The following is a 22,550-nucleotide window of genomic DNA, read 5'->3' on the forward strand; positions in this document are numbered from 1 at the left end:
ATTAATATATTTTTCGTAAATATTAATTGATAACCCATTAGACTTTACTATATGTATAACTTCTTATTCTACAAAACGAAATTTTTTAATGTAAGAAAAAACTATACTTTCCCTTTAACATTGATACCAGTCTCATATGGAAAACTTTACAAAACAATTCGAACACTTGCATTTAGAATAAACACAAAAAATTGCCACCAGTTAGCTTAACTGGTTGGCAATTTTTTAACGAGAATGCTTTACAAATAGTTGAATTGCTTCTTCTGGTACATAGCACTTTCCATTACTCTCTACAATAATACTTCTTAATTCATACCCTTTACCATTGATACGAATTATATTTTTGTTACCAAATAATTGTGCTTCTACTTTATTATGTTTTACTACGAGTAACGGGTTTGCTCCTTCGGTTTTGTTGGCTGTTACAGTTGCACCGATCTTCTTAAAGGCTTGTTCACTCTCTAAAAATATTTTATTCGTTACTTCTTCTAAGTTAAAGCCCATCGCTTTCGCCATCGTCTTCGCAATGTCTGTATTTTGGATTAAGCCTTCTGGTTTTTGAGGTCCATAAGAATGTAAGAATACATCCTCACCTGTATGTCCTCCTGTCGTAAAGCCGATATTTGCACGATTAGCCAATAATGTAGTAAGAATTCGTCCTACATCCATTTTCTTTTTTGCCGCTTTTAATTTTTCTTTTTCATCATGAGTTAGATTATCCAAACCGTATAGTTTAGCTACATCTTCTACATTTGATAAATCAGATTTCAGTTTATTTATAGTTCCTTCAAGTGTCATTTTCGCCTTTTTCAATGGATCAATGTATGCAGAAACCGGTGTAGTATTGTATCCTTTTGTCGTATTCCTATTCCCTATAGAGATGCCGCTGTTACCATGATCAGTTAAAGCGATGAGCATCGTATCCCCATCTTTCTTCGCAAATTGTAACGCCTTTGCTACCGCTTCATCAAATGCCAATATATCACTAATCATCCCAATTGGATCATTAGCATGGGCTGCCCAATCAGGCTTACTACCTTCTATGAATAAAAAGAAACCATCTTTATCTTTTGATAATGTTTGAATTGCTTTTTCTGTCATTTGAGAAAGTGTTGGTTGTTCTGGGTTTGTTGCTATACGATCCGTATCAAACGCAAGAGCATGATGTGAGAAAGAGCCCCAAATTTTATTAGATTTGGAGTTCAATAACGCATCTTTCGTTTCAACAAAATCGTATCCTTTGTTTTGAATCACCTTTACTAAATTTTCACCATCTTTTCGGATTCCATTACTTTTCATAGGTAACAGCGCCGCTTTTCCCCCGCCTAATACGACATCTATATTTTGATATACTTGCTGCTTCGCAATTACGTCAAATTGCTTGCGATTGACATGGTGAGCCGAGAATCCCGCCGGAGTAGCATGCTGAATTTCAGATGTAGCAACAATTCCAGTTGCACGGCCAGTACGTTTTGCACCTTCCAATACGTTTGCGACCGGCCGTAACTTGTCCTCTTCTTTTATTGGCTTTAAGCTAGGCGAACTTACAATAGAAGGTAGTACGCCTACATATCCTGAATTCGATTTATTTCCAGTTGCTAATGCTGTTGCTGCTGGCGCTGAGTCTGTAATAGCTGATTCCGCCGAAAACGTACGAACTCCTCCTGTTACAATTTGATCTAACGTAAGCGGTGCCCCTTTATACCAGCGAGCCAATGTTGTCGCCGTTGAACTCGTTCCGTCCATAACCATCATAATTATATTTTTAGGCTGATGTTCTACTTTTTTCACCTTAGCTTTGGCCGCATGATAATTCATCATACTTTCCATACTTAATACGCTTACTATTATAGCTGCCACTAATAGCAACTTTTTCATCTTCACACCATAATTCAACATGATTGTTCCTCCATAAACTTTGCATTCATTTAAATACACACTATTTCCTTTTCCATACCAAAACCTACATATGTTTTATTAGTTCCCAATTCTCATAAAGCTAACAATAGTTACTTTCCCTTTCTTTCCTTTATTAAATATCGGTATGTATCATCTATCTTATAAAAAAGATTTAACATCCTTTTCATTAATTACTTGTTTAACAATAAATCCTCGATCAAAAGAAATAAAAATTTATTGTTAAACAATAAATTTCGTGTTAAATTAATAAGATATTAAATAAATGAGGTGCTTTTTATGAAACAAGGATCCACACTCTTTTTAAAGACCGTTGTGATTCTGATCGGAATCCCCGTTCTTGCTATGTGCATTTTTTTAGTCCCTAAAATAGGAGCTTTCGCTGCAGAATTATATCCAGATATTGCATATATTAAATATCTTGTATTTATCAATTTATATGCAACAGCAATACCTTATTACTTCGCACTGTACCAAACATTTAAGCTTTTAAACTATATTGATAAAAATAACGCATTCTCAGAGTTATCTGTTCAAGCTTTAAAAAATATTAAGTACAGCGCATTGGGAATTAGTGTATTATATGTATTAGGTATGCCACTTTTCTATCTCGTGGCAGAGAGAGATGACGCCCCTGGCATTATTATTATCGGAATGATTATGATTTTTGCTTCAATGGTAATCGCGGTCTTTGCTGCCGTTCTCCAAAGACTATTAAAAGATGCTATAGATATAAAATCAGAAAATGATTTAACGGTCTGAGGTGAATAATATGGCAATTATTATTAATATTGATGTAATGTTAGCGAAAAGAAAAATGAGTGTAACAGAGCTTTCGGAGAAGGTTGGAATTACAATGGCTAACCTTTCTATCTTGAAAAATGGAAAAGCAAAAGCAGTCCGTTTTTCAACTTTAGAAGCAATATGTAAAGCATTAGAATGCCAACCGGGGGATATTTTAGAATATCAACCTGAAGATACCGAGTAAAAAGAGTCCTTCATACGAGAAGGACTCTTTTTATTACACATTACGGTGCAAAACTAATTTGACCAGTAAACAATAGGATAATTGCTATGATCCAAAATATAAAAAATGATGAGGACAGTATTAATGAAAGAATAGCAATTCCCTTCTTCTCTGTTCTTTTCGTCATTGTGATTATTGAAAGTATGATACCTACACCTGTCAGGGCAATTGTAATATAATCTCCAACTATATTACCTGCATTGGCTATCCTTGTTGGCGTTATAAAAACGAATAGAAAACACAAAATGCCGATGAGTAAAGATACATAGCTTATTATACTGTACTTCTTTTTAGGAACTATTTCAGTTTTCATACTAACCCCACCCCTTCTATATAGCTATGAGTTTATATTAGCATGAATAACCATAATTTGGTTATGATAAAAAGCAGATAAAACGGACACTATCACTTTATCTGTCTATTTCTATCTAACAACTAACCTGACTATTTCTTTACTAAAGATATACAATCATTCTTTAATCCACGGCAATTGGTATATAGTAGCTCTAAAAAATAAAGACTGTACCTTTAAAATGAAAGATACAGTCTTTATTAATAACTTTTTTTATAAAGAAAACTCTCTATCACTCACTACCTTAAAAAACTCCGAGTAATGTGATAAAGAATAATCCGCTACATCACAATTACCTTGAAACATACATGTTGAAATACCTAATTCTTTTGCAGGTAATAAATCTAATTCTCTATCTCCAATAGCTAAATCAATATTGTATTTTTTATGCAGATGATTATAAGCTAAAGAGTTTGGCTTTCGAGGAAAGCCATCGTCAATTGTAACCATATCTACGAAGTATTTTTCCCAGCCGTAATATTTTAAAATGCCCATAACCCCTTCCCTATGTTTATGGGTCATAATCACATTTTTATTTGCAAATTTCAAAACCTCTTCGACACCTGCAAAAGGTTTCATATCTTTTGGCGTGAATTTCTCCTTCAAAACTTTAATCTTTTCTTCCTGCTCGCATGAAATATTATAATACTGAATTGCATGAGAGTATGATATTTTTAAGTTTTTGTATATTTCTTGTTTTTCTACTGAGTCACCTAATATTTCAGAAAGCATCATTGTATATGCAGGATACGTATCAAATAACGTCCCATCAAAATCCCATAAAATATTCATTCTATTCACCTTCTATTTTCAAATCATTCAATGACTAAATCCGCCCTATCCCTCGGCAATTCCGTTTCTAAGTAATAATCCTCTGCTTTCCAATACCTATTTTCAAATTTTGAAAGGTTTTTCTGTGTCTCCTCACTCTCACGTAGAAACCTTGTCTCTCTTGGACAGTCCAAATAGACCATATAATGAAAGAAATCTCTCCATTCTTTTCGCTGCAGAAAAACTCCTTCAATAACAATTACGCCTACAATAGGAATCTGTACTTTTTCCATTTCACATATATCTGTTTCTTCATGAAAGAAAGGTAATTTCAATTTTGTTTCATGTTGTAGCTTTTGAAAAAATTTCCGCCTTAGCCATTCAATGTCCCATTGTAAATAATAATACTCATACCATTCTTCATATCCAGTATGATATCGTTTATTACGCTCCACTATATGATCATCAATATGGAAAATACGAAACGGAATGCCTTCTTGTTTCATATTTTCTTTTAAATTGGCTACGAATGTTGTTTTTCCAGATCGACTTAAACCATCTATACCTAAAATGAATCTATTTTCCCTATGCTTCTTCATAATCGTTATAAGTTCGTTTGTACTCATTACTTCTTCCACTCTTCTTTTAATAAAGAATATAAAATGGTATCATGAGCAACTCCATTTTGAATCATATGTTTTCGAAGGAATCCTTCTTCTTGAAATCCTGCTTTTATTAATAACTTTTGAGAAGCATTATTTTCTACATATACAATCGCTGCGATTCTTATTAGTTGCAGTATTTCAAATCCGTAAGCTAAAATTGCTTGTAATGCTTCCAATGCATATCCTTGTCCCCAATATGTATCATCTAATTCATAACCAATTTCAGCTCGTTTATGATGATTATTAATTAAATGAAATCCGCACGTTCCGATTAATTGGCCCGTCCCTTTTTTCTCGACTCCCCAGCGAAATACACTGCCCTCTTCATAACGATTTTTGAACGTTTGAATCGTTGTTTTCGCTTGCTCAATATTTTGGAAAGAATCCATTCCGAAATAACGTATAACTGATTCTTTCGAAAAATATTGGAACATCGTTTCTGCATCTAATAGTGTAAGTTCTCTTAAGAATAAACGTTCTGTTTCTAGTTTCGGAAATCCCATCTCTCTTTCTCCCTCTATTCTAATGAACTGCAAATTTCAATATAATTTCCATCTGGATCAGCAATGTAGGCAATTGTTTGTCCCCACGGTTTTACAATTGGCTCCACTAAAATTTTTATACCTTGCTCTCTAAATTGCTCAATCGTTTCTTGTACATTCTCAACAACGAATCCTAACTCGAAATGAGAAGACTGTAATTCACCTTCTGTAAGCGGTAATCCTGTTAATTCTTTCACATCTTGCCGCGTATTCATCGCTAAAATGGTAGTTCCAGTATTAAATTCAATATATGTTCCGTGCTCTGCTTTTATAGGTAACTGTAAAATATCTTTATAGAACTTTAAACATTCCTCAAACTTTTCTACATATAAAATGATGTACTTCATTTTCAAATTCATTTTACATCCCCCTTTGTATCTATCCCTAAAATTTCGACAAAAGTCTCATAAAAACCTTGTTCCTTGTAGTAATGAGCAAAAAAAATGAGGCCGATTTCTCGGCCCCCCAGCTTATTGGCATAAAACAGGAGATTTGGTTTGGACATAACCAGTTCGTACTTTTATTATATTTTATTTTTTCTGAATTTTAAATACATTAAACACCTATTTATATTGAGAAAGTTTTTTGCTTGCATAAAATTAAAGATTTTAAGAAATGATACAAATGGAGGTGTATACATATGGAACCAATGCTATGTCCAAGTTGTAAAACGAACCGTACTCGCTTTAATATTCTTGAGCAACAAGTAAAACCAGTCAAAATAAATCCACAAACTGGTCAAGTGGAAGAAGAATACACAAATGAAACGATGAATGCTTTTCATATGGCTTATCAAGGACCTACATACCGTGTCCAATGTGCTGTATGCGGACTTGTTGAAAACCCTGAACAATTTATTAAACCTGCGCAAAATCAGTCTTTCTAATAAAAATATGATTATCCCTTGTAGAAATAGATTTTTCTATAAGGGATTTTTTCGTTTAATACGTTAATTAAAAATGTATTTCTTCCTTATTATATTTTAAATTCCACACCATTTTAGTAATATTTATATAAGGGAGGTGAAACAAATGATTTTAAATAAAAAGATAATGCTTCCATCAACATTTCTACTATTAACTTGTCACATAATCATCTTTTACTTTTGGATTTCCGATTGGAAGAAAATCTCGAGTTCTTACGGTTTAGCTATATGGATACTTTCTACTATTTGTGGTCTTTTACTTTATTTCCTTTATAAAAAACAAAAATCTAATAAAGTGATATTCATTGCTAGTTCGTTATTATTAATTACTTCTTCATTTATGATTTTTTTAGGTATTGTTACTGGTATCATCTTTGTAACTGTTAGTTCTATGCCTTAAATATACAATATTTTATTATATAAAAAATACCCAACAAAACAAGGATATATAGAAATTAAAGAAGATGATTTCCATTCAATATACAACCATCTTCTTTAATAAACCCAATCTTTGTTACAATATTTCATTTTTTAACTTTTTAATCTTCCAATATACATTAATAAATATATATAAATACATACAACCTATAAATCCTATCATGCCTTTAAATATATAAGGAATTCTAGATTCTGATGGTCCAAGAAAACATAAGTAAAGCGCTGGCATTATTGTTACAAACATAATTACAAAAAACTGTAACAACTCAGTAAGTTTTTGTATCCTCGTTTCCTTCTCTGAATATATATCAGGTAACTCATTTTCCTCTTCTACTTCTTTACAAAAGTAATTCCACTTCGCAAAACTCGTTACATGTTTCCAGCCACACATTTCATATATTTGGATATATTCTTTTTGTTTTTCTGTCGAATCTTTATACTCTAATCTAAAGTCTGCTTTATATACTACATCTTTCGGCTCAGTTTTCTTAAACGTATACATTACGTTATACTTTTGTAACGCCCAGCCTTGTTGATGCATTTTACGTAAATACGCTTCTTCTTTTTCTAAGCTCCATACTGCGAAAGGTTTGAATATCTTCTTTGTCTCCATCTCTCATTCACTCCCCTAATATACTATTTCCATTCCTTACAGATCTCTGCAATCTGTTATACTCGAGCTCTAACACTTCTCTCCCAAACGGCGTTAACTCATAGCACTTCTTTCTGTCTGTAGAGGCAACTTCAACAATTAACTTCTCTTTTAGTAATTTCGTCGTATTTCCATATAAAGTACCAGGGCCGAGCTTTACTTCCCCATTTGTCATCTCTTCTACCATTTGCATAATTCCGTAGCCATGCAACGGCTTCACGAGTGACAATAATATGTAATATGTCGCCTCAGTTAACGGAATATATTTTTGCGCCTTCGCATTCATTATAACTACCTCCGATACATCGATATATGATATATCGACTCGCGATACATCGTATATCGATATTGTATAATTATATTCCAAAATATGCAAGAGTAATTTAATAATTAAATATCCATTTCTTTGAATTAAAAAATCATACCAATTTTCTGAATAATTTGTTAAAATATAGAAATATTAGCTCTTTTATAATGAAAGGAATGGTACATATGATAAATAAATTGAAAGAAAACATCGGATCTGTGTTTGTTGGTAAAGAAAATGTTATTGATCTACTGCTCGTTTCACTTCTTGCTGATGGACATGTACTACTCGAAGACGTGCCTGGTACTGGGAAAACGTTACTGGCGAAAACCATTTCAAAAAGTATTGGTGGTAGTTTTTCTCGCGTTCAATTTACCCCTGATGTACTTCCAAGTGATGTAACAGGTATTGAATACTTCAACCCAAAAACAAGCGAATTCGAATTAAGAATTGGACCAGTTATGACAAACATTTTGCTAGCAGATGAAATTAACCGTGCAATGCCGAGAACGCAGTCGAGTTTGTTAGAAGCGATGGAAGAACGACAAGTGACGCTGGAGAAGCAGTCAACTCCTCTTCCGAAACCGTTCTTTGTTATTGCGACGCAAAACCCAATTGAATCACAAGGGACTTTCCCTCTTCCAGATGCACAGCTTGATCGCTTTTTAATGACGATTTCAATCGGTCATCCAACTCCTAAAGATGAGTTACAAATGATGCGACGTTTTCGGAACGATTTACCATTAGAAAGTGTCACATCTGTCATCTCATTAGAAGATATTTTAGAAGCTCAAAAACGAGTAAAAGAAATATTTGTTTCGGAACCGTTAGAACATTACATTATTAAACTTGCTCATGCTACAAGAAATCATGATTATATCGCTAACGGTGTAAGCCCACGTGCCACATTAGCTTTAGTACGTGCTGTTCAAGCTTTAGCCTTTTTACGCGGGAGAGAATATTGCACACCAGAAGATATACAATTGTTAGTTCCTTCTGTTTGGAATCACCGTATCGTCTTATCAATGGAAGGTGCCCTGCGTACGACAAAGAATGATATTATGCAAAGTATTTTAAAAGAAGTTGACGTACCTGTGGAGATTGAACAAGCATGAATGGACAGCGTGTTGTAACTGTGCCTTTATTTTTTCAACTCCATATTATTCAACTAACCGTTCCAATCGCATTACTTTTCACATTCTTTTTCCCGCAACGAATGCTTATGTTTCTCTTTTTCTTCTATTATTTATTTGCGATTTTTATTTATAAATATGTCGCTTTCATAGAGAAGAAGTTTCAAATCATAAATGAGAAACAAACTACACGGATTTTTCCTGAGGAATCTGGACAGTTTTTTATTCATTTAAAAAATGGAGCCAGCATACCAATCGTTAATGGCGTTTGTTACTTTCATTTAAATTCGTCCCTTATACCGCATAAAGAGCAAGGCATTGAACAAATATCAAAAGCGTTATTCTCTTTCCCATTTTCACAACCTGCACATTCGGCACAAAAATGGGGGTTAACATTAACCGCCACGAAGCGTGGTGTGTTTCAAATTGAACAATTTGAATGTGTATTAAAAGATCCATTTCATCTATTAACTGTACATTTACCTGTTTTTGATAAATTAAGGACTGAAATTATTGTGTATCCTTCTCCTAAAGAAGTAGCAGGTTTGCAAGAACTTCAGCAACTTTTGAATGGATCTTATCGAACGAATTTTTCTTTTTACAATGATGAAACATCTATTATCGGTGTAAAGCGATATGAGCGTGAGTCTTTCCGCTCTATTCATTGGAAGGCATCTGCTAAAATGCAACAATTACAGGCGAAGCAATATGAACCTGTAAAAAATTATAGTTGGACGATTTGTCTTTCTTTAGCTGCCGATCGTGGATTTGGTTGGAAAGATAATGTAGAAGAACTTATTTCATATGCAACATACATTTTCCAGTATGCAACGAAGCACCACATTCCGTTTGAATTGTTTATTAGTGTATTAGCAGAAGGCGGTGCATTACATGTACCGTTAAATGAAGGACAAACACAATATGCAAAAGCTTTAGAAGAATTAGCCCGTATTTCAGATGATAGTACGTTACTTCCGAAACAAGGATTCCTTCATTATGTAAAGAGAAAAAGAGAACGATCGTCTACAATGATATACATTGGTTTACAAAGAAATGAACTCCCTCTTCTCTCGCAGCCAACGTTTCTCATTACTAGTGAAGGGATGGTGGAACCAGTTGAAAACTTGGCTATATCACATTCATGATTTCATTCTGCTCCTTCTGCTTTCATTATTAACAGAAAGAGATGAACTAATTAGTATTGCAATATTTTTAACAACAGGCTATATTGGAGTATTTCTTATTCATAAATTTATGCAGAAAAAAACAACAGGATTTGTAATACTTTTAGTTCTTCAAATCGTTCTTTTCTCTTTATTTTTACCTTTTTCTCTATTTGGCACAATCATATTACCACTATTTTTCTTTATCGTACATGTGGTCGGACCTGGATATCCAGTTCAAAAATCTTTAGGTGGTATTGTATGGTTTGTCGTTTCAGCTATATTTTATGCACCCTTTCCACCGTTGTGGAAACTATTAATGTTAGCCTTGCATCTTATGATTACATTTTGGTTAACCGGGGCAAATCGCAAACAACAACTATTACGTTTTTCTTCTATCATTACGATTGGCTTAATGAGTATATTAATTGTTCAAGTATTTCCTTTCATTCGACTTATTTTTGGTTTTATAACGGAAGTAGTCGCATTAGGCTTCGGCTATGCTTTAATGCCATTAATTAAAGCAGCGGAATTAAAAGATACTGAAGATGTTTGGGCAAATAAAGGACATCTCTTAAAACCAAAAATTGAAGACGGAAAAAAAATTCCTGATTTTGATCCAATACTCATAAATAGCACTACAATAATAGTCTGTACAGCTATCGCTATTTACGTCGTTTGGAAAATAGTAAAAAAACGAAAACATTTAAGTTTACCAAATATGCCCGCCTTCGAATCTACTATCATTACTGATAAAGAAGGAATGAGCCAAAATCGTTTTAAACGAAATAAACCGCCACATAACGAAATTCGGAAGGAAATTTTTAAGCTAGAGAGTAAGTTAACCCCTCCTTTAAATAGAAAACGGGGAGAAACTGTTGAGGCTTGGCTAGAAAGAATAAACGATGAAGAAGATGTAAATATTCAAAGTGATATTATTATAGATACTTATAATACGGTGCGTTATTCAAATAGTGCAAACACTGTACTTCTACATGAATTTAAGGAAGAGATTCATAAGCTTTATGCATATCAAAAAAGTTTGAAGAAATGAAAGAAATAACGTAACAAAAAGACTCCTATATTCATAGGAGTCTTTTTGTACTTCTACGTTGCTTTTTAAATGGAAGCATTCTTCCCTGCTTCAATTTCTAATGACTCTTCATGCCACCAAAGTGTTTCTTCAGGGTCTTCTTTAGCGATTTGGTGTGCTTCTTTTTTCGTTTCTACTGTAGGATATGAACCTTTTAGCGCACGCCCTGAAGTTGTAACGAATAGTACACTAAATACAACTAATCCAATAATACTTACACCTGCTAAATAAAATGCCGGTGCGAGCGGGTTACCAGTTGCATGAACTAAGTATGAACATACAAGCGGTGTTGTTCCACCGAATATCGATACAGAAATATTAAATGAGATCGAAAGTGCTCGATAACGTACATCAGTGAAAAAGAGTGATGGTAATAATGAAGGTAATGTTCCTTCATATACACTTAAGAAGAAACCTAGTACGAAAATACCTGCAAATATAGCTGCAATATGTCCGTTACCTATTAGTAAAAATGCTGGAATTGCAAATACAGTTAAACCAAGTAAACCAATTTGCACAACGCGTTTATTACCAATTTTATCACTTAATTTACCGAAATATAGTGCTAGTGGAATCATAAGTGCCATCGTAATAGAAATAATTAATAAGCCTGTTGTTTCTTCGACTTTAAGTACTTGAGTTAGATAAGAAGGAATATACGAAAGAATCATATAATTTGTAATATTAAAGAAGGCGACAATTACTGTGCTTAATAAGAAGTCTTTTTTGTGATATTTAACAATATCCATGAATGAAAATTGTTCATTGTCTTCAGATTCCTCTTGTGCTTTTTCCATCTCTTCAAAGATTGGAGATTCATCTAGATGACGGCGTAAGTATAAACCGACCAAACCAATTGGTGCAGCTATTAAGAACGGAATACGCCATCCCCAGCTGAGCATTTGCTCATCTGTTAACAATAACGTCAAAATGGTAACAATTACCGATGCAGCAATGTAACCTGAGAGTGTTCCAATTTCAAGACCACTACCGAGTATACCACGCTTTTTATCTGGAGAAGATTCTGCGATATAAACCATTGCTCCTGAATATTCGCCGCCTGTAGAGAAGCCTTGAATCATTCGGGCAACTAAAAGTAGTATTGGTGCCCATACACCAATTTGTTCATAGGTTGGTAGTAATGCGATGAATAATGTAGAAAGTGCCATTAAAATAATAGTAGTACTTAACACGATTTTTCGGCCGTACTTATCTCCTATTCTACCAAAGAATACACCTCCGATTGGTCGAACGAGAAAGGCTGCTGCAAATGTACCGAATGTAAGTACAAGTTGCAATCCACTATTATCAACACCAGAGAAGAATAATTGACTTAAAATTACCGCTAAATACGCGTATAATCCGAAGTCAAACCACTCCATTGCGTTCCCTATACCAGTAGCAATTACTGCTTTCCTGGCTTGTTTAGGATTAACAATATTAACGTCTTGAGGTTCAAAATTTAAATCATTATTTTGTTGCATATAATAAAACAGCTCCTTATTTAACTTAACTTCTTTAAGCACACCTTCTCTTATTGAATAAAATTAATTCGAAGCACTTAAGGAAAAGCAACGTCTCCTTATCTGTTATTATTATTTCACATAATTAATTATTTGTCCAATTAAATGCTCTTTTTATATAAAATTAAACCCTGTTTAACTTGTTATAGAATGACGTTCAGCTTATATAACACATACCTTTACACTACAAATGAAATTTTCATTTATTTATATTTATAACGTTTCTATAATTGCTTCCTTTAACCTAGAAATTAGTAACTTTTACTAAAGATTTGCATATATTTAAAAAGTGAACTCATTAGCTCGAATTTTGTCTTATTACATTCAAATATAGTATTATTATAGATTTAAAGGAGGGTGTTTTATGTTGGAAATAATACTTTTACTTGCTACTATTTCTTTTCTCTTCATTATTTCTGGATTTTTCATTACCTTAAAACAATATAAAGAAATAAAAAATATAAAGACTATATTAACTACCAAAAAAGAAAATGAGAAAACTACATCCGAAAACTCAATCCCTATGCAATTAGACCTGAGCGTTCTCAATAATTTACTCGCGTCTGGAATAAATAAAGGTTCCAATTCAAGTAATGAAAATTCTAAGTCTGATAAAACTAAATAGTCGTTACGTATATAATAAAATATATATCTCCTATTTTATCTAACCTTATTAATAACTACCTCTGATTCAAAAGGAGACTACTTATGTGTAAAAATCCGATTTCTATTATTATTCGTATACAGCATAACATAAAAGTTTTACCTGAAATTTTGAAAGCCTGTGAACAACTACAGCCTTTAGAAATTATCCTTACTATTAACGGATGTATCGATGATTCCATTGATATTGCACAATCTTACAATTGTAAAATTATCACACTAGAAGAACCGACAGAATCAAATAATTGTTATGTAATTGGTGCAAAAAAAGCAAAGGGTAAGTACCTCTTATTTTTAGATGCAAATTACATTATCCAATCTTCCTTACTTACACAATTTCTTCAACCATTACTAGACGAATCAGCTGACATAGTATTAAACAATTTAAATGACTTTTTTTATCAAAAGCAAAAGCCAACTATAGAAATGATTTGGCAGCAAGTTACGAATCATTTTTTTCATCGTCCAGATTTACATGTTAACTCACTATTATTTCCTCCCTATGCAATAACAAAAGAGATTCTTGATGCAATTACTCCAGAAAGTTTATTAAATCCGATATTGGCACAAATGAAAATTATTAAAAATAAATTTCGCATTAGCAATCATTTTAAAATTTCTATACCGCAAATTCCCTCCTTCCCCTCAAAACAACTCATTCGTTATCACCTAGAAGCAATTGAAAATTGGGTAAATATATTACAAAATTCAAGAGGAAACTATACTGATAATAATCGAAGGCGAGATATTATTTTAGAACTTCAAAACGGCGAACAAAGAGCTATACCCAAAATAATTACAGGTAAAAAGTTTTATTCAAATACTTATGGAAATAAACAATTATCCATCATTATCCCTGTTCAAAATGAAGAAAAAACGATAGAATCTATCATTTTTGAGGTGCAGAAATTAAAACCTTTAGAAATCATCATTATTGTTAATGGATCAACAGATAAAACAGAGGAATTGGCAAAGAATTGCGGTGCAACAGTTATTACTTACAAAGAAGCACTCGGCATTGATACCGGACGTGCCGTTGGTGCATATTTTGCAAAAGGTGATATATTATTATTTATTGATGGTGATTTCTTAATTCCTAGTTCTGATTTATTACCATTTGTACAATCTGTTCAAAATGGAACCGATTTAGCTTTAAATAAATTAGAGCACTACTACATGTATCGTGTTCCTTATACTATCGTAACTGCATGTAAGCATGTTGTTAATTTAGCATGTAATCGAAAAGATTTAGGTATGGGCTCCACAACTGCTGTCCCTCATGCTTTTAGTCGAAAATGCATTGATACAATTGGGTTTGATTCTCTTCTTTCACCAACCTTAAGTCAAGTTAAAACAATTTTAGCAGGATTGCATGTACAAAATGTTCATTCTATCGACGTTGACAAGATAAATCGAATTCGACCAGAAAAACACTTCTCGCAGGAAGGCTACCTTTCATTAGCAACGCAACAAATCATTGGTGATCATATAGAAGCAATTTCTTACCTCATTGAACAAAAAAGAAACACTGAATACTTTTAATTGTATATTCTTACCACCAAATAATATATGAATTCATTTTAAATATATAGCAAAATAAAAAAAGATGGTTGTAACCATCTTTTTTATTTTTACATTAGATCAAAAGAAAAGTAGCAGGCAGGCTTTTCATTTCTGTATCTTTCTTAAGAAGTTTGAAAATAGAGGCTTGTTAATGAAGAGTCAACACTTAAATCATCTTTTAGTGCAATTGAGAAACATGCAACTAATGGTAAAGTAATAACAATTGATCCACTAGGACTAATTACAATAGTAGGACTTGTCCCACATGTGCCTCCACAATCGACTACTGCATCAATTCCACTACCAGGGGTAATTGTAATTTTAAGACACACATCTAAACAAACATTATTCGTAGTACATGCCATAACTCTCCCTCCTTTCTTTTAACAATATATGCAGTTAATTAAATTCGGACACAACTCTCTTACTAAGTCTTATAAATTAGATGTTATTTTATTATTAACTGCATAGAAAATTAACGTTTTATTAAACTATCTAAATCAACTAAAAAACTCAAATCATCCTTTACTGAAATAGAAACACATGCAATAAACGGTATTACATTAAAATTAGATAAACATTCATCATTGCACCTTACGAATATTTCTGCCCCACCATTTGGATTGACGTTAGTTTCTAAAGAAATATGAAAACAACTTTTATTGATGCAAGACAAGATATTCCCTCCTTTCTTATATCTAATATCAATTTATCCCAAAATAAAAATACCGTTACAACTTTATTTACTCTTTACCTTCCATACTTAAAATAAAAAAGATAAAAGCTTCTTCATATATATAAAGAAGCCTTTACCTTTTAGTTACTTGTTCATTTACTATCAGTCAGTGAAACATGCTCTTCACTTGTACCTGAGCTAAAAATAATAAAAATTTTTGATTTTAGTTTCATTGCAATACTAAATATCGTCAAGTTGCATAAATGAAATGTTTAAGTTACTCATTCAATAGACAAATTTACCTTTTAAAATAAATCTTTAAAATCCTTATTCTTCAATAAATATGAAAGTCCTTCTAAATGATCCCCAGTAATTCTCAATACAGCTGGTGGATGTCCTATCGTCGCAAAATGCTCTTGTGGCCGAATGCGATTTGGTTTCATTACATCTACAAAATGGACACATTCGACTTTATACCCTTCTAATATTGCCTTTACTTGTGCAACACACGCTGTGTGAAGAGTGTCCCAGCCAATTCCCTCTAAACATTTTCTACTAATAGCATGGGGAACAGCAATTGTAGATCCTACCCCTAAATCTTTACGGTTACAAGCAATATTCAACATATATTTATATAAACTTACAATATATAGAGGAAATCTAAGATTTAAATTTAAATCATTTAAAACCATATCAACACCATCCGCAACAGCTTGCGTTAACGGATGAAGATCTTTTGCTGGAATAGCAAAATCAGCATCAATAAAGAGAAGTATATCTCCTGTCGCTTCTTGTGCACCAATTGCCCGTCCTACATCATGCCCTAATCTTTCTTCATAAACAATTACTGTTGCCCCTGATTGCTTAGCAATTGCTTCTGTTTGATCTGTTGACCCATTAATGACAACAATTATTTCTTTCGGTTCAATTTTTCTTGCCTCAAGAATAACTTCTTTAATCGTTGATTCTTCATTTTGTGCTGGTATAATAATTGATAACTGTTTTCCATTATAAATAGAGGAATTCATTCCCCATCCTTTATGGAAACGTGAATAATTCTTTTGTTTTTTTAACTGCTCTATAATTTCTCTTTTTCTTCCTCCATCTGTATAATTACCTCTATCATCTTTTCGTTGTAACCAACTCTCCAAAGCTTTTATATTTTCTTTAATCTCATATACTTCTAATTTAGTTAATCCATTTTTATAGAAAGAGGTTTTGTTTGCAGGCATATTATTCAAGGAGGTGTTAGTGATGGCTGACGAGGATTGTAGTCGCCACCCTTTCTCAATAAGAGTTACTTGGGACAGAATAGGGTTCTGCAAGATATCATATCCAATGTCTTCAATTGCTTTTTTAGTAATAGCATATGGCATAGATAACATCGAATCATATTTTAAATCCATACGCCCCAATACATCGTTTACTATTTTTCTATACACCATAGCAATGCTTGGCCATTCTACTCTCATCTTTTCAAAACAAACCGAGTCTATATTATTTAAAATTACATCCTGTTCCTTTTTTAGTAGCGGTTCTATAAATCGTTCTAATTCTACCGAAAAAATAACATCTTCTCCATTTAAAAATAAGACTACATCACCATTGGCGACTTTTGCCCCATGAACTGGTGCTTTCCATTTACTTTTCTCCTCAATCACAACAACGTTACTTTCAACAAATGTTGGTATAGATTGTATCGCACTCATTCTATCATCAGCTACAATAATAATTTCTAGTGGTTTTATATGCTGCACTTTATTTAAAATTTGATTCAATTTTGATTTTTCTTCTCCTAAAACTATAACAACTGATAGGTCCACTTCTTTTTGTTCTTCTTTTACAGTCTGATTAGGTTTTACTTTTTTTATATATTCAATTGTTTCACTCTTCCCTACAGCTGCATGCCCTGCTTTTTTATCAAAATATAAGTCAATTATAATTTGATTTACTTCCGTGTCTTTATCAAGTTGCTCTAATTCGGAAATAAATGGTAGCAAATGATTTTGCACATCAAATTCACACGCGAAATTTTGCAAAAAATAAATATTCGGTACATATTTAATGTGATTAAAAAATTTCACAACATTAATTCTTTCACCAAATTTCTCTTCAACTTCTTCTCTTGATAAATTTGGATAAGACAAATCGAAAACTAGATTTATTGGTACAGGTATCCATTTTAATAAATTTGTTTGAGGATTATTAATGAAAGCTGTGGAGCCCTTAACGAATCCAGCTAAAATTAAAGACATAAATCCTCCCCCAGAACTGCCATAAAACAACACATTTTTCGAATCAACTTTTAACTTTACAAATACTATTTCTAAAATATTTGCTATATCTTGTAAATAAAATCTATTTAACTCTCCCTGTCCCCAACCTAAAGATAATTTTCCAAGATATAACGTAGGGTCATTATAATATATAACAGTATCTTCAAATTCATCCATCCAAGAATGTCGATGAAAAATAGGTGGACCAATTGGCTGTTCTTGAAACCCACCTGCTCCGGATCCAAAAACAATAGTGTTAGAAGCATCGGGCTTAATACGAATTAAAAATTCATACGTTACTTTATCCCAATCAACCTTGAGTATAAATGGTTCTGTAATTTGAAAATCCATTTGCCATAATTGTTCATATGAAATGTTAATTATTTTATACTGGTCTAACAGTTTAATCACCCTTTCCATCCATTTCAAGTTGTTCTATCAAGTAAGAGAGAGCTTCAACGTGATCACCAATGATTCTTAATACTGCCGGAGGATGCCCATTGTGACTTACATTCTCCATTAAACGAATTCTATTCGGTTTTACAACATCAACGTAATGTACACATTCTACTCTATACCCTTGTAATATTGCTTTTACTTGTGCAAGACTAGGGCATAGTAAGCTTTCCCAGCCTATTGCATCTAAACATGATCTACTCATAGCATGTGGAATTGCTACTAATGAGCCATTGCTTAATTCTGGACGATTATATGCTAAATTAAGCATATATTTTACGACGTCTACAACATAAAACGGAGGGTGTAACATCGGATTCAAATCATTTAATGCTATGTCTACACCAGCTGAAACTGCTTTTGTAAAATGATGCAAATTACTTCCTGAAACACTAAAATCACCATCAATAAATAAAAGAATATCTCCTGTAGCTTCAAGCGCTCCAATAGCACGTCCAACATTATGACCAAGTCGTTCGTTATATTCAATAATAGTAACACCAAGTCTTTTAGCAATATTAGCCGTTTGATCTGTCGAACCATTTACAACGACGATGATTTCTAGTGGTTCTATTTTTCTCGCCTCAAGTATTACTTGTTCTATAGTCTCTTCTTCATTTTGTACTGGTATAATGACAGAAAGTTGCTTCCCATCATAAATTGAAGAATGCATTCCCCACCCTTGATGATAGGAAGGGTATCGCTTACATTCACCTAGTTTTTGAACAATATCTCTTCTTTTTCCTGCATCAGTAAACCCTACTCTTCTTCCTTTTTTCTCTATCCATTTAGCTATACCGCGTAAATATCTTTCTACTTTCTCTTTTTCATTTTTGGATAACTCTTTTTTTATTAAATATCCTCCTTCCTCTATAGTCTCATCTTTAGATAACGTATTGATTGCATATTGATCGTTAATCCGCCACCCTTGATTCACAATCTTCATATGAGATAGAACGATATCTTCCATATAATTAAAGCCGATATTTTCCACTACTTCCTTCGTAAGCGCATATGGTAACGAAAGTATTGAATTGCTTTTTAAATCTGGTCGACTTAAAATTTCATTTAACATTTTTCTCCATACAATATCCATATTTGGACATTTACCTATTTCTATCAATTTATCTATTTTATTTAAAACTACATCGGCTTGATTTGTAACAATTGGCTCAATAAATCTCTGCATTTCATTTGTGGATAATAAAAAATTACTATCTACAAATAACAATACATCTCCTTTTGCTGCCTTTACAGAAGCTTCATACCCATCATAATACGTACTATATTTATCCATCAAAACAATATGGCATTTATGTTTCTTTGCTATTTCATACAAATTACTTCTATCGTTAGGAACTAAAATTATAATTTCAAGAGGATTTAGCTTCCATATAGATTGAATTGACTCTTCTAATATTTGCTCTCTTTCACTGTACAAAATAATAACCGTTAACGATTTCATTACACGCCCCCTTTACACATCATGTGACATAAAATATTAAGTATTACCATTTCCTATGAATTTGCTACTTTATTAACATATTCAAAAGTGAATTATACTGTGTGAAAACAAACGTCTATTTTTAAAAATATAATTCTGCACTTACCTCCTTTCTCTTATCATTGTTTGTTACAACTCTCACCATAAAAAACAAAAAAAGTCCTAATTTCTTTAGGACTTTTTTAAATAAATTTATCAATATTATTAATTTTATATACTACCTTTTTCCATGTTATACCGCGATCTTTTGTAGTAAATATTTCTTTTTTATTACACGCCCAACCTTTACGCCGATTAAAAAAATGCAAACAAAATACATTTTTTAACAATGGATTACTTGATACTTTAATCCATTTTGCTCCTTTTTTTATTATTTGATACACACTTCCATTTTCACTATTTATAACCCAGCCATAATAGGAACTAAAAAACGAAACAGCCACTTTACTAGTATTTATTGTTTTATTTGAAATATGCCACGAATTCCCCTTATCAAATGAGTAATTCATTAAAAATACATCATCATTCTTTTTAGTTGGTATTACTAATAAGTTATTTTTATAGATTGCTTTATAAGCCATAGCAGTCCCATTATTAATTCCTTCAAGACTTGGAATATCTTTTATAGGATGCCAACTTTCCCCACCATTTATTGTTTTAAATACCGTTGATGTTTCATAATGTTTTTGTAATGAAATAAACCCAATTAGATCGTTTATAAATGTTATCCCTGAAATACTATCACTAATACTTATATTTTTTATTACTTTCCAAACTTTCCCTTTCGTTTTCAAATAGTATAAATTATGTTCAAATTTATTTGATGCGAGCTTTCTAGATAATACAATCCATATACTATCCATATTCGTAGCATGCAATTGTACTTGAACATCAGTCGATTTCTCCCAATCTTCTTCAACCGGTAAAATAAACTCACTCCACCTTTCTCCTCTATTAACTGTATAAAATATAGCTGGCAATAAATCGTCATTCTTTTTTGTTAAACCATATGCCCAAGAGCTTCGAGCGTTTATTGGATACCCAAATAATACAATTGAATTAAGAGGATTGACAACATCCCATTCTACTCCTCTATTTTGAGTATATAAGATAGCCTGCTTTTTATTTGTATATTGAATACTAGCCCAACCATATTTATCCGTTCTCATTTGTAAAGAAGTAAATTGAATATCATTATTTTCCAATATATCACCTCATTCTTATTATTTATATATTCGTATGCTATTATTTTCAAAACGTTCTATCATTAGTTATTTAAACCACCTGCTTTATCTACTATCTTTATACTTACTTTCCCTTTTCTTCACCACTCAAATATAACGAAATTCCTTCTATTTTTCCGTTATCATATACAAACGACTGTATTTTACAAAATTCAACTATAAAAAATGCACCCCAATTGTAAACTATCCCCAACAATTAGAGTGCACTTTATATAAAATATAGCTTTAATTTTTAAGCACTTACTACAGCAGCAACTTTATCTAAACAAATAATAAACTGATTCATAAATGCGTCAATTTCCTCTTTCGTAATAATATACGGCGGAAGTAATCGAATAATATTCCCTTGTGTTACATCGACTAACATTCCTTTATTCATTAGCTCAACCTGTAATTTCTTCACATTTTCATTCGTATCATTCAGACTAATTCCAAACATCATGCCAGCATGACGCACTTCCTGTATATAATAAGAATTTTCTTTCTGAATGTCTTGCAGTTTGTCATTCAAATATAGTGACGTTTCATAAGCTTCTTGCATTAACCCATCATCAAGTAATGTATTTAATACCGTTAAACCTAAAGCTGTTCCCATTGATGAATGAGCAAACGTTGTCCCGTGATCTCCTGGTGAAAATACATCACATAACTTTTCACCTACAATAATTCCTCCTAGCGGTATCCCGCCTCCTGCTCCTTTACCAATTTGAATAATGTCCGGTGTGATATTAAAATTTTGATAAGCAAATAGTTTTCCCGTTCGACCCATACCACTTTGAACTTCATCAACGACAAGAAGTACATTATATTTTTCACATAAATTTTGAACACCATGCAAATATTTACTTGATAAAGGATAAATTCCCCCACTTCCTAAAACAGGCTCTAGCATAATCGCAATTGGTTTTTCTTTAATAATGGTCTCCTCTAATTGGTCTATATTCTCACGCTCTACTTCGTATACAGGAATAGATGTTTTAGGGAAATTTTGATATACCTTTTCTTGTCTCGTAAAATGTAGTGCCCCTAACGTCCTCCCGTGAAAACTATCTTTTAACACAACTACTCCGTCACGCTCTTCATTCGCAATAGATCTATATTTATCAATTAATTTTAATGTCGTTTCTGTCGCTTCCGTACCAGAGTTTGTAAAAAAGACTTTTCCGCTTTTTAAAGTACACTCTACTAATTTCTTTGCATACTCAATTGCAACTGGGTTTAAGAAATGAAACGGTAAATGCAACGATTTCACAACTTGCTCCATTGTCGTTTGTACAATTTTAGGATGATTGTATCCTAGTACATTTACTCCTACGCCAGAAAATAAATCTAAATACTCTTTACCATCTACATCATATAGTTTACATCCTTCTCCTCTTTCCATTGCAACCTCTGTCCGACAATATGTAGACATCATATATTCTTTATCTAATTGAAACCAATCCGACATGTTAAATTCCTCCTAGTTATTTTTCCTTTTTTAACGTTTATTCTCTATATAATCGTTTATAAATTAAGTTTTAAGATTGAAATTTTAATAGTGGTTTTCTTCCACATTTTTTATTAAAACGTGTGCTTTCTCTTCCCGATATTCATTTTTCCATAATTTCTTCTATTTCAACAGGTCCACTACATATGTGTTTTTTTCATCTAGCGGTAT

24 protein-coding genes are annotated in these 22,550 nt (G+C 32.5%); 9 read left to right on the top strand and 15 right to left on the bottom strand.

Going from position 1 to position 22,550, the window contains the following annotated elements; genetic code table 11:
- Positions 1-225 precede the first annotated feature (225 nt).
- Positions 226-1,899: an alkaline phosphatase gene (locus C3Y97_RS14535; protein WP_000935912.1), complete on the bottom strand. Its 1,674-nt coding sequence runs from the start codon at positions 1,897-1,899 to the stop codon at positions 226-228.
- 297 nt (positions 1,900-2,196) lie between these two features.
- On the opposite strand from C3Y97_RS14535, the gene C3Y97_RS14540 reads away from it, so the two are divergent.
- Together C3Y97_RS14540 and C3Y97_RS14545 are read left to right on the top strand one after the other, a co-directional pair.
- Positions 2,197-2,679, top strand: a complete 483-nt coding sequence (locus C3Y97_RS14540; RefSeq protein WP_086401672.1) for a DUF2975 domain-containing protein — start codon at positions 2,197-2,199, stop codon at positions 2,677-2,679.
- Positions 2,680-2,689: 10 nt separating this feature from the next.
- A complete protein-coding gene (locus tag C3Y97_RS14545) occupies positions 2,690-2,905 on the top strand; it encodes a helix-turn-helix domain-containing protein (protein ID WP_000974619.1) in 216 nt (71 codons plus the stop codon).
- 40 nt (positions 2,906-2,945) lie between these two features.
- Here C3Y97_RS14545 and C3Y97_RS14550 read toward each other — a convergent pair whose 3' ends face one another.
- From C3Y97_RS14550 to C3Y97_RS14570, 5 genes are all read right to left on the bottom strand, one after another.
- Positions 2,946-3,257: a hypothetical protein gene (locus C3Y97_RS14550; RefSeq protein ID WP_000845558.1), complete on the bottom strand. Its 312-nt coding sequence runs from the start codon at positions 3,255-3,257 to the stop codon at positions 2,946-2,948.
- 252 nt (positions 3,258-3,509) lie between these two features.
- Complete coding sequence (locus tag C3Y97_RS14555) at positions 3,510-4,088, bottom strand: HAD-IA family hydrolase (RefSeq protein WP_001024236.1); 579 nt, start codon at positions 4,086-4,088, stop codon at positions 3,510-3,512.
- A gap of 23 nt (positions 4,089-4,111) precedes the next feature.
- Positions 4,112-4,693, bottom strand: coding sequence for a kinase (locus C3Y97_RS14560; RefSeq protein ID WP_075677222.1), 582 nt, complete (start codon positions 4,691-4,693; stop codon positions 4,112-4,114).
- A complete protein-coding gene (locus C3Y97_RS14565; RefSeq protein ID WP_000506640.1) occupies positions 4,693-5,235 on the bottom strand; it encodes a GNAT family N-acetyltransferase in 543 nt (180 codons plus the stop codon). The genes C3Y97_RS14560 and C3Y97_RS14565 overlap by 1 nt, the downstream gene beginning before the upstream one ends.
- Before the next feature lie 14 nt (positions 5,236-5,249).
- On the bottom strand, positions 5,250-5,633 hold the full coding sequence (locus C3Y97_RS14570; protein WP_001049849.1) for a glyoxalase/bleomycin resistance/dioxygenase family protein: 384 nt from the start codon (positions 5,631-5,633) through the stop codon (positions 5,250-5,252).
- Between the two features lie 281 nt (positions 5,634-5,914).
- Between C3Y97_RS14570 and C3Y97_RS14575 the strand changes: the two genes are divergently transcribed.
- Entirely contained in the window at positions 5,915-6,160 is a 246-nt protein-coding gene (locus tag C3Y97_RS14575; protein WP_000433602.1) for a hypothetical protein, read from the top strand.
- A gap of 145 nt (positions 6,161-6,305) precedes the next feature.
- Positions 6,306-6,599, top strand: a complete 294-nt coding sequence (locus C3Y97_RS14580) for a hypothetical protein (RefSeq protein ID WP_000602672.1) — start codon at positions 6,306-6,308, stop codon at positions 6,597-6,599.
- Between the two features lie 114 nt (positions 6,600-6,713).
- On the opposite strand, the gene C3Y97_RS14585 is transcribed toward C3Y97_RS14580, so the two are convergent.
- Both C3Y97_RS14585 and C3Y97_RS14590 read right to left on the bottom strand, forming a co-directional pair.
- Positions 6,714-7,250, bottom strand: a complete 537-nt coding sequence (locus C3Y97_RS14585) for a DUF2812 domain-containing protein (RefSeq protein ID WP_000448311.1) — start codon at positions 7,248-7,250, stop codon at positions 6,714-6,716.
- A gap of 7 nt (positions 7,251-7,257) precedes the next feature.
- A complete protein-coding gene (locus C3Y97_RS14590) occupies positions 7,258-7,575 on the bottom strand; it encodes a PadR family transcriptional regulator (protein WP_000991882.1) in 318 nt (105 codons plus the stop codon).
- Between the two features lie 206 nt (positions 7,576-7,781).
- On the opposite strand from C3Y97_RS14590, the gene C3Y97_RS14595 reads away from it, so the two are divergent.
- From C3Y97_RS14595 to C3Y97_RS14605, 3 genes are read left to right on the top strand one after another with little or no spacing between them, the layout of a single operon-like run.
- The gene (locus tag C3Y97_RS14595; protein ID WP_000608784.1) at positions 7,782-8,711 is read left to right on the top strand and encodes an AAA family ATPase; all 930 of its coding nucleotides are present in this window, start codon (positions 7,782-7,784) and stop codon (positions 8,709-8,711) included.
- On the top strand, positions 8,708-9,874 hold the full coding sequence (locus C3Y97_RS14600) for a DUF58 domain-containing protein (protein ID WP_086401671.1): 1,167 nt from the start codon (positions 8,708-8,710) through the stop codon (positions 9,872-9,874). Before C3Y97_RS14595 ends, C3Y97_RS14600 begins: the two co-directional genes overlap by 4 nt.
- The gene (locus tag C3Y97_RS14605; RefSeq protein ID WP_000860488.1) at positions 9,846-10,946 is read left to right on the top strand and encodes a DUF4018 domain-containing protein; all 1,101 of its coding nucleotides are present in this window, start codon (positions 9,846-9,848) and stop codon (positions 10,944-10,946) included. The genes C3Y97_RS14600 and C3Y97_RS14605 overlap by 29 nt, the downstream gene beginning before the upstream one ends.
- 65 nt (positions 10,947-11,011) lie before the next feature.
- On the opposite strand, the gene C3Y97_RS14610 is transcribed toward C3Y97_RS14605, so the two are convergent.
- On the bottom strand, positions 11,012-12,469 hold the full coding sequence (locus C3Y97_RS14610; protein WP_086401670.1) for an MFS transporter: 1,458 nt from the start codon (positions 12,467-12,469) through the stop codon (positions 11,012-11,014).
- A 403-nt stretch (positions 12,470-12,872) separates the two neighbouring features.
- Between C3Y97_RS14610 and C3Y97_RS14615 the strand changes: the two genes are divergently transcribed.
- Together C3Y97_RS14615 and C3Y97_RS14620 are read left to right on the top strand one after the other, a co-directional pair.
- Positions 12,873-13,133, top strand: a complete 261-nt coding sequence (locus tag C3Y97_RS14615; RefSeq protein ID WP_086385788.1) for a hypothetical protein — start codon at positions 12,873-12,875, stop codon at positions 13,131-13,133.
- A gap of 83 nt (positions 13,134-13,216) precedes the next feature.
- Positions 13,217-14,713, top strand: coding sequence for a glycosyltransferase family 2 protein (locus C3Y97_RS14620; RefSeq protein ID WP_000335245.1), 1,497 nt, complete (start codon positions 13,217-13,219; stop codon positions 14,711-14,713).
- Positions 14,714-14,856: 143 nt separating this feature from the next.
- On the opposite strand, the gene C3Y97_RS14625 is transcribed toward C3Y97_RS14620, so the two are convergent.
- The 6 genes from C3Y97_RS14625 to C3Y97_RS14650 form a co-directional block, all read right to left on the bottom strand.
- The gene (locus C3Y97_RS14625; RefSeq protein WP_000752474.1) at positions 14,857-15,099 is read right to left on the bottom strand and encodes a hypothetical protein; all 243 of its coding nucleotides are present in this window, start codon (positions 15,097-15,099) and stop codon (positions 14,857-14,859) included.
- Positions 15,100-15,209: 110 nt separating this feature from the next.
- The gene (locus C3Y97_RS28135) at positions 15,210-15,410 is read right to left on the bottom strand and encodes a hypothetical protein (RefSeq protein ID WP_060852006.1); all 201 of its coding nucleotides are present in this window, start codon (positions 15,408-15,410) and stop codon (positions 15,210-15,212) included.
- Between the two features lie 305 nt (positions 15,411-15,715).
- Positions 15,716-18,037: a glycosyltransferase gene (locus C3Y97_RS14635; RefSeq protein ID WP_002041379.1), complete on the bottom strand. Its 2,322-nt coding sequence runs from the start codon at positions 18,035-18,037 to the stop codon at positions 15,716-15,718.
- A gap of 52 nt (positions 18,038-18,089) precedes the next feature.
- Complete coding sequence (locus C3Y97_RS14640) at positions 18,090-19,607, bottom strand: glycosyltransferase (RefSeq protein ID WP_000839312.1); 1,518 nt, start codon at positions 19,605-19,607, stop codon at positions 18,090-18,092.
- Between the two features lie 221 nt (positions 19,608-19,828).
- Positions 19,829-20,851 (bottom strand): hypothetical protein, encoded by a 1,023-nt coding sequence (locus C3Y97_RS14645; protein WP_000429609.1) that lies wholly within the window; start codon positions 20,849-20,851, stop codon positions 19,829-19,831.
- A gap of 271 nt (positions 20,852-21,122) precedes the next feature.
- On the bottom strand, positions 21,123-22,340 hold the full coding sequence (locus C3Y97_RS14650; RefSeq protein WP_001286474.1) for an aspartate aminotransferase family protein: 1,218 nt from the start codon (positions 22,338-22,340) through the stop codon (positions 21,123-21,125).
- Positions 22,341-22,550 lie beyond the last annotated feature (210 nt).

Origin of the sequence: Bacillus sp. DU-106 (genome assembly GCF_004799705.1) — a bacterium.
GTDB classification, from domain to species: Bacteria; Bacillota; Bacilli; order Bacillales; family Bacillaceae_G; genus Bacillus_A; species Bacillus_A cereus.